The organism is Streptomyces sp. ISL-98, assembly GCF_018614055.1.
GTDB classification, from domain to species: Bacteria; Actinomycetota; Actinomycetes; order Streptomycetales; family Streptomycetaceae; genus Streptomyces; species Streptomyces spiramyceticus.
Map to the genome: position 1 here is coordinate 23599 of NZ_JAGGPB010000079.1, position 6225 is coordinate 29823.

Below are 6225 nucleotides of genomic sequence, written 5' to 3' on the forward strand. Positions count from 1 at the left end.
TACAAAGACCGCCCGCCGACACGCTGCCGGTAGCCGGAGCCGCGGTCGTAGTGCGGTGGACGACTGCTCGTCCATTCCCGCACGAAGTACGGATCGGAGGCAGCCGCATGCCATAAGCGCATGCTCGCGCCTTCCGGCAGAGCATTCTTGTGGCGCAGATCCTTCCCTGGCCCTGCCTCCAGGACCACGGTCGGTCGTACGCCGGCGAGTGCCAGCTCTCGCGCCAAGGTCAACCCCGCAAGACCGGCTCCGACAATGGCAACCCGACAGTCGTCAGGTAAGAGACTCATGGCCCTATCTCCCCCCACTGGTGCCCGAGACGCTGCGACCGGTCAAGTCACAGCTGCGGCGTCACATCTCGCCAGACCGGCTCGCCGTCGTTGAAGCCGAGATACTGAACTCGCGTGGGCAGCCCAGAGCTGCTGTGATGCGGATCCCGGCCCTCGTCCGGCACGGCATGTCGCTGTCGCGGCACCAATTGGCCCTCCCGGTACATCACGGGGTACTCCACTTCCACAACCCGGCACAGCAGAGCGGAGACGTCAGCGTGCACATCGGCACTGGACGTCGGTACCGGGCTGAAGAAGTTGACCTCGGGGTCACTGCGCATCAGATTGAGCATCTCCGCCAGCACCCGGACGCTTCCCGACGTGGCCACCGCCGTGAGCCCGGCGACGAACACGCACCAATGAGACTTGCCGAGTGCGGCTGCGAAGGGGTTGCGGCAGGCAAGAATCATTCCGTGAGCCGGATACAGACGGTCGTCTATGTCGTACGCATCGTCTTCGGCGAGCGGGAACACCCGCTTGATTTCCGTGAAGAGACTGTGTATCAGAGTGGAGCCGTAATTGGGCGTGCCTTTCTGGTCGCTCCGCATACTCAGGGCGAGCGGAATGCTGCTGACCGGCTTCGTGAAACGTGCCAGCACGGCCTCGTACAGCACCGCGTGCCAGAAATTGACATCCGGGCCCCCAATGACGACGAGATCGTGCTCTGCGAGTTGCCGGACATCCGCGCAGTGTTCCGGCAGAAGCAGGGGGAGTGGTGCCGAGGGCTCGGCCAACGCAGCTGCCAATTGCGCGGTGAAGACCAGATCCCGGACGGCGAACGAGTGATCGCCGTCCGAAGCCCCTGCGGGCACTTCGCGGGTCAGAGAGGTCGGTGCCAGCGGCAGGCCCAGCGCCGGGTAATCCATCCTCACATGCGAGTAGCTCTTGCGGTTCGCACGGATCGGCACGGACAGATCGTGGGGCGCGGGTACGTCTCTGGGGGCACTCGGGACGACGATGACCGGAGCGGCGGACGGCAACAGGGCCCGCAGACCGCCCAGATAGACGGGGTCGTCAACCGCAGCGGACGCAACACGTCGTATGGGAGCCCGGGGCGCCGTCGACCGTAACGAGGAAGCCTGCGGAATTACTCCGGAAGGTCCGTGACTCGCGGCCAGCAAGGCGTAGCGCACCCGTGCCCCATTCAGGCCGAAAGCAGCCAGGAATGCGAGTGATCCCGCGGCGCACATGATCAGGTAGGACCACAGTGGCCACACAGTTCCCGCCGCCGAAAGGAAGCCTGCCACGACGGCGACTGAACTCACGGCACTCAGAAGCGCGCGGAGGGCGTGAGCCCGTACATGTCTACGCATTTGCTCGGCGCGCCTGGTCGTGAAATTGCGCCCCATGCGCCCCTCCTGCCCCATTGCCCCGCCCCGCATTGGAAGAATGGTACTCCTGGCCGGGCTTCATGGACCCAATTGTTCGGGAAACGAATAGTGATCAAACTGATCGTCTTCGTCGCTGTATTGCCGTGTCCGGCGGGTTCAAAACGATCGTCCGTCAAATCTCGCCGCGACCGCCTGTTCCAGCGTGAGGCCGCTCGCGTCCTCGTCCGGTTCGAGGAACGCGTGGATCACGGCAAGCGCTACCGTGCCCATGAGGGAGCGGCGGTTGTCGTGGTCGATGACCCCGGCGCCGGGGTCCCCGATGGCCCGCAGAATCATCCCGTCGGTCGCTGCCGACAGCGCGTTCGCCAGGTCGTCGAGGGTGAGGCCGGGGCGCAGGCGCAGGCCGCGCTCCCGTATGACGGCGGCGTACAGCTCCTTCCATGAGCCGAGGTAGTCCGCGTACATGGCGGAAATGGCCTGCATCACCTCCTCGTCTCCCTCGGCCGCCGTCATGAGGGCGAGGCCGAGCCGGACGGAGGGCATGGAAACACCCTCGCTGGTGTGCTGGAAGGCGGTCTCGTGCACGGCGCGCACGAAGTCCGGTCCGCTCACGAGCTTTTTGGTGTTGGCGGCGCGCTGCTCCTGGTATCCCGGCCGGTAGTTGTCCCGCCATACGGCGAAGTGGATCAGGTCGGCGACGAAGTCCGACTGCGCGCTCCATCGGTCCCGTAACGACGCCACGCTGCCGTGCCGGGTGAAGGGGCGGGGGTTGGCGGCGACCTCTGCGGCGATGGCGCGCTGCGACAGGAAACTGAGGAACGGACGCTCACCGTGGGCGCGCTCCTCAGTTCCGGGGCCGAGGTGCCGTCCGAGCAGCCGCATGCCGGCGGCCAGATACGAAGCCGTGACCGGGTCGTTCGAAAGCCGGGCACGGAACATGCGCGTGCGGCGGTTGAGATGGCGCAGTACTCCGGACAGGTCCTGGTCGTAGGGGAAAGGCAGCTCCCGTTTCCAGGACTTGCCTCTGGGATCTCGCGGCTCATTCACGTTTGCCATGCCCCGCATACTTCCCCGGACCCCGCCCGGCCGACAGGGGCGCAGCTGCGTGGAGGTGGCGCCGGGCGGCCGGTACCGCGCGCCTGCGTGGCTGCGGAGCGTCGAGCGGCCGCGCTACACCGGGGTCTCCCCTACTTTCGAAGGTGCGTGACCAATGATGCTCACCATCACCATGGGCGCTGCCGCGTGGCTGCTGGCCTCCGTCGCCGTCAGCGGCGCTGTGGTCCGGCTGATCCTCGGAGTGCTCGCCGCCTATGCGGCCCGCAAGGCCCTCGGGCCATCGACGGGCTCGGAGTCCGCCGACAGCCTTCGCGCCCACCGCCTCGCAGTGTTGCGCGCCCTTCTCAACGGGCTGAAATCGCCCGGGCGTTGAGTGCCGCAGGGTCCGGTGACGGCCTCACCCCTGATGAGCAACTGACGAGGGGTGAGGCGCGGCGGCCGGCAATCAGCCTGCGGACGGCAGCTCCTGCTGCACGGTGATCGCGTTGAGGCGGATCGTGTACCGCGCGGTGTCCTCGACGGTCATGGACCGCACCTGCTCCGCTCCCAGCGCGACTGTCACGTTGACGCAGAAGGCGACGGCGTAGAGGAGTCCGTCGGTCTCTTCGTCCTGGAGGGCGAACAGCAGGTTGTAGTAGTAGCTCGTACTGTCCGTGTCCTCCCGATAGAAGGACAGGTGGGTGCCTTCCTGCTTGTCCAGGTTCACGAAGGCGTCGGTGAGGGCTTGTTCGGCCTTGTCCCAGAAGAGCTCGTTGGCGAACGGGCGCGGGAGCGCCTGGCGCACGGCCTCCTTGAGGGAGAGAACCATGACGCTGACAGGAGCGGTCTCCTGAAGTCCCCAGCCGCGGACGATCTTCACGGTCGAGGCGTCGGGAATGCGGCTCGCCGCCCTGCTGATCTCACCGAAGTCGAAGTCCACGGTCGCGGGTGCGATCGCGTGCTGAAACCCGGCCTCGATGGTTTGCGCCTGGCCCATGAAGGACGACCCCACCTCGAAGACCGTTCTGAACGTCGTCTTCTCGGTGGCGATCTGATCAACCATGGCTGCTCCTAGCGTGTCGGAAGTGATCGCGCCCGGTCGGTCAGTATGCCGTTCGCCCGAACCGCACCCTGGGGCGGGGACAGTGAGCAGTGGGTCAGTGTCAGTTCCGGGGTGCCGACCGAGTCCCGTTCAACAGCGCCGCGATCTCATGCGCCGCGTCCCGGGCGGGGCGGCCGACGCCGATGAGGGTGGCAGAGGCCGGGCCGGTCCAGTCGCCGTAGCCGAGCAGGTGCAGGCGGGGTTCGCCCACTGCCTGTGTGCCGGTCGTGGGTATGTGGCCGCGCGGTCCCCGCAGCCCGAGCGGTGCGAGGTGGGAGAGAGCGGGGCGGAAGCCGGTGCACCAGATGATCGCGTCGGCCTCGGCGACCGTGCCGTCGGCCCACTCCACGCCGTCCGCGGTGAGGCGGGTGAACATCGGCGAGGCCTTCAAGAGGCCTGTGTCGCGTGCTTCTCGTACGGGCGGTACGGCGACGATGTCACCCAGCGACGCGACGCCCCCGGTGTCTGCCGTACCTGCGTCGAGCGCCCGGCGGCGCGCGGTGGCCGCGTCGAACAGCGCGCGGCCGTCGATGTCGTCGGCGAGGAAGCGGGCGGGGCGCTGGGTGACCCAGGTGAGTTCGGTGTCGTATGCGAGGTCGGCGGCAATCTGGGCGCCGGAGTTGCCGCCGCCGACCACGACGACGTGCTGTCCGGTGAAATCGGCCGGGGTGCGGTATTCGACGGTGTGCAGCTTTCGGCCGCGGAAGACATCGCGCCCGGGTACGGCGGGCAGGAAAGGCCGCCACCAGGTGCCGGTGGCGCTGATCACCGCGCGCGCTCGCCAGGTGCCGGAGTCGCTCTCGACGCGCAGGAGTTGACCGTCGCGGTGGACGCCGTCGACGCGTACGGGCCGGTGGACCGGCAGCTCGTAACGCTGCTCGTAGGCGGTGAGGTAGTCGACGACGTGAGCGGCGTTGGGGTAGACCTTGCCGGCCTGTATGGGCATGGGGCGGCCGGGCAGTGAGGAGTACGCAGCCGGGGAGAACAGGTGCAGCGAGTCCCAGGCGTGCTGCCACGCGCCGCCCGCCCCGGCCTGGGCGTCGAGGATGACGAAGTCCAGGCCGAGGCGGCGAAGGTGGTAACCGGCGGCAAGACCGGCCTGGCCGCCGCCGATCACCACCACCTGTGTGCGTCGGGTCATGAACCCGGCTGAAGGGCCGTGAACTTCTTGCGCCACGCCAGGGATACGTACACGAGCGCGACCAGGACCGGGACCTCGATCAGCGGGCCGACGACGCCCGACAGTGCCTGGCCGGAGGTGACGCCGAAGGTGGCGATGGCGACGGCGATGGCGAGTTCGAAGTTGTTGCCGGCCGCGGTGAAGGCGAGGGTCGCGGTGCGCTCGTAGTTCAGACCGATGACCTTGCCGAGAAGGAACGTGCCGAACCACATCAGGGCGAAGTACACGAGGAGCGGCAGCGCGATCCTGGCCACGTCCAGCGGCTGCGAGGTGATCGTCTTCCCCTGGAGGGCGAAGAGGATGACGATCGTGAACAGCAGGCCGTAGAGCGCCCACGGGCCGATCGTGGGCAGGAAATTGTTCTCGTACTTCTCCCGGCCCAGCTTCCTCTCGCCGAAGTGGCGGGTGAGGAAGCCTGCGAGCAGCGGGACGCCGAGGAAGATGACGACGTTCAGCGCGATCTTCCACATGGAGATGTCGAGCTGCTCGCCGTCGCCGAGGCCGAGCCAGCCGGGCAGCAGATCAAGGTAGAGCCAGCCGAGCAGGCCGAAGGCGATGACCTGGAAGACCGAGTTCAGGGCGACGAGGACGGCAGCGGCCTCACGGTCGCCGCAGGCCAGGTCGTTCCAGATGATCACCATCGCGATGCAGCGGGCGAGGCCGACGATGATCAGGCCAGTGCGGTACTCGGGCAGATCGGGAAGGAAGATCCAGGCCAGCGCGAACATGACGGCCGGGCCTGCGATCCAGTTGATGACCAGCGACGAGATCATGAGCTTCTTGTCGCCGGTCACCGCGTCGAGCTTGTCGTAGCGGACCTTGGCCAGCACCGGGTACATCATGATCAGCAGGCCGACGGCGATGGGCAGCGAAATGCCGCCGATCTCGACCTTCGCGAGGGCGTCGTTCAGGCCGGGGATCAGACGGCCGAAGCCCAGTCCCAGCGCCATGGCAAGAAGAATCCACACGGCCAGGAAGCGGTCCAGTGTGGAGAGTTTCGCGACGACCGAGTCTGCGCCGGGCTCTGCGCGTGAGGTGGTGGTCGGTTCGGTGCTGGTCACGGACAGGCCCTCTTCGTGTCGGCGGCTTGGGTGGCGCGGGCGGCGGCGGCGAGGCTGCTGAAGGAGCCCGCCACGGCCTCGATGACGTCCGGCCGGAGCTTGTAGTACGTGAAGCGGCCGCACGGCTCGGTCTCCACCACCCCCGCCTCGCGCAGGACTCTCAGATGGTTGGAGAGGTTCGTCTGCT

7 protein-coding genes and 1 pseudogene are annotated in these 6225 nt (G+C 67.4%); 1 reads left to right on the forward strand and 7 read right to left on the reverse strand.

Annotated features, from left to right (window positions below; all coding sequences use genetic code 11):
* Positions 1-194 precede the first annotated feature (194 nt).
* The 3 genes and pseudogenes from J7I98_RS43160 to J7I98_RS36885 all read right to left on the reverse strand — a co-directional run.
* Positions 195-290, reverse strand: a pseudogene (locus J7I98_RS43160) (FAD-dependent monooxygenase); the annotation flags it as partial.
* Between the two features lie 47 nt (positions 291-337).
* Positions 338-1237, reverse strand: a complete 900-nt coding sequence (locus J7I98_RS36880; RefSeq protein ID WP_214929438.1) for a hypothetical protein — start codon at positions 1235-1237, stop codon at positions 338-340.
* 579 nt (positions 1238-1816) lie between these two features.
* Complete coding sequence (locus J7I98_RS36885; RefSeq protein ID WP_214929439.1) at positions 1817-2716, reverse strand: hypothetical protein; 900 nt, start codon at positions 2714-2716, stop codon at positions 1817-1819.
* A 154-nt stretch (positions 2717-2870) separates the two neighbouring features.
* Between J7I98_RS36885 and J7I98_RS36890 the strand changes: the two genes are divergently transcribed.
* On the forward strand, positions 2871-3089 hold the full coding sequence (locus J7I98_RS36890; protein ID WP_214929440.1) for a hypothetical protein: 219 nt from the start codon (positions 2871-2873) through the stop codon (positions 3087-3089).
* A gap of 72 nt (positions 3090-3161) precedes the next feature.
* On the opposite strand, the gene J7I98_RS36895 is transcribed toward J7I98_RS36890, so the two are convergent.
* The 4 genes from J7I98_RS36895 to J7I98_RS36910 form a co-directional block, all read right to left on the reverse strand.
* Positions 3162-3758, reverse strand: a complete 597-nt coding sequence (locus J7I98_RS36895; protein WP_214929441.1) for a Type-2Aa cytolytic delta-endotoxin — start codon at positions 3756-3758, stop codon at positions 3162-3164.
* Positions 3759-3858: 100 nt separating this feature from the next.
* Positions 3859-4938 carry an ArsO family NAD(P)H-dependent flavin-containing monooxygenase gene (locus J7I98_RS36900; RefSeq protein ID WP_214929442.1) on the reverse strand — a complete coding sequence of 360 codons (1080 nt, stop codon included), beginning with the start codon at positions 4936-4938 and terminating at the stop codon, positions 3859-3861.
* Positions 4935-6038, reverse strand: a complete 1104-nt coding sequence (gene arsB, locus J7I98_RS36905) for an ACR3 family arsenite efflux transporter (RefSeq protein ID WP_374225212.1) — start codon at positions 6036-6038, stop codon at positions 4935-4937. The genes J7I98_RS36900 and arsB overlap by 4 nt, the downstream gene beginning before the upstream one ends.
* Positions 6035-6225 (reverse strand): helix-turn-helix transcriptional regulator (locus J7I98_RS36910; protein ID WP_214929443.1); only part of this gene is annotated, 191 nt, incomplete at its 5' end. The genes arsB and J7I98_RS36910, both read right to left, overlap by 4 nt.

Excerpts from the sequence above, each read along its gene's own strand:
- J7I98_RS36885 (WP_214929439.1), bottom strand. The coding sequence starts at position 2,716 with ATGGCAAACGTGAATGAGCCGCGAGATCCCAGAGGCAAGTCCTGGAAA.
- J7I98_RS36890 (WP_214929440.1), top strand. The coding sequence starts at position 2,871 with ATGATGCTCACCATCACCATGGGCGCTGCCGCGTGGCTGCTGGCCTCC.
- J7I98_RS36895 (WP_214929441.1), bottom strand. The coding sequence starts at position 3,758 with ATGGTTGATCAGATCGCCACCGAGAAGACGACGTTCAGAACGGTCTTC.
- J7I98_RS36900 (WP_214929442.1), bottom strand. The coding sequence starts at position 4,938 with ATGACCCGACGCACACAGGTGGTGGTGATCGGCGGCGGCCAGGCCGGT.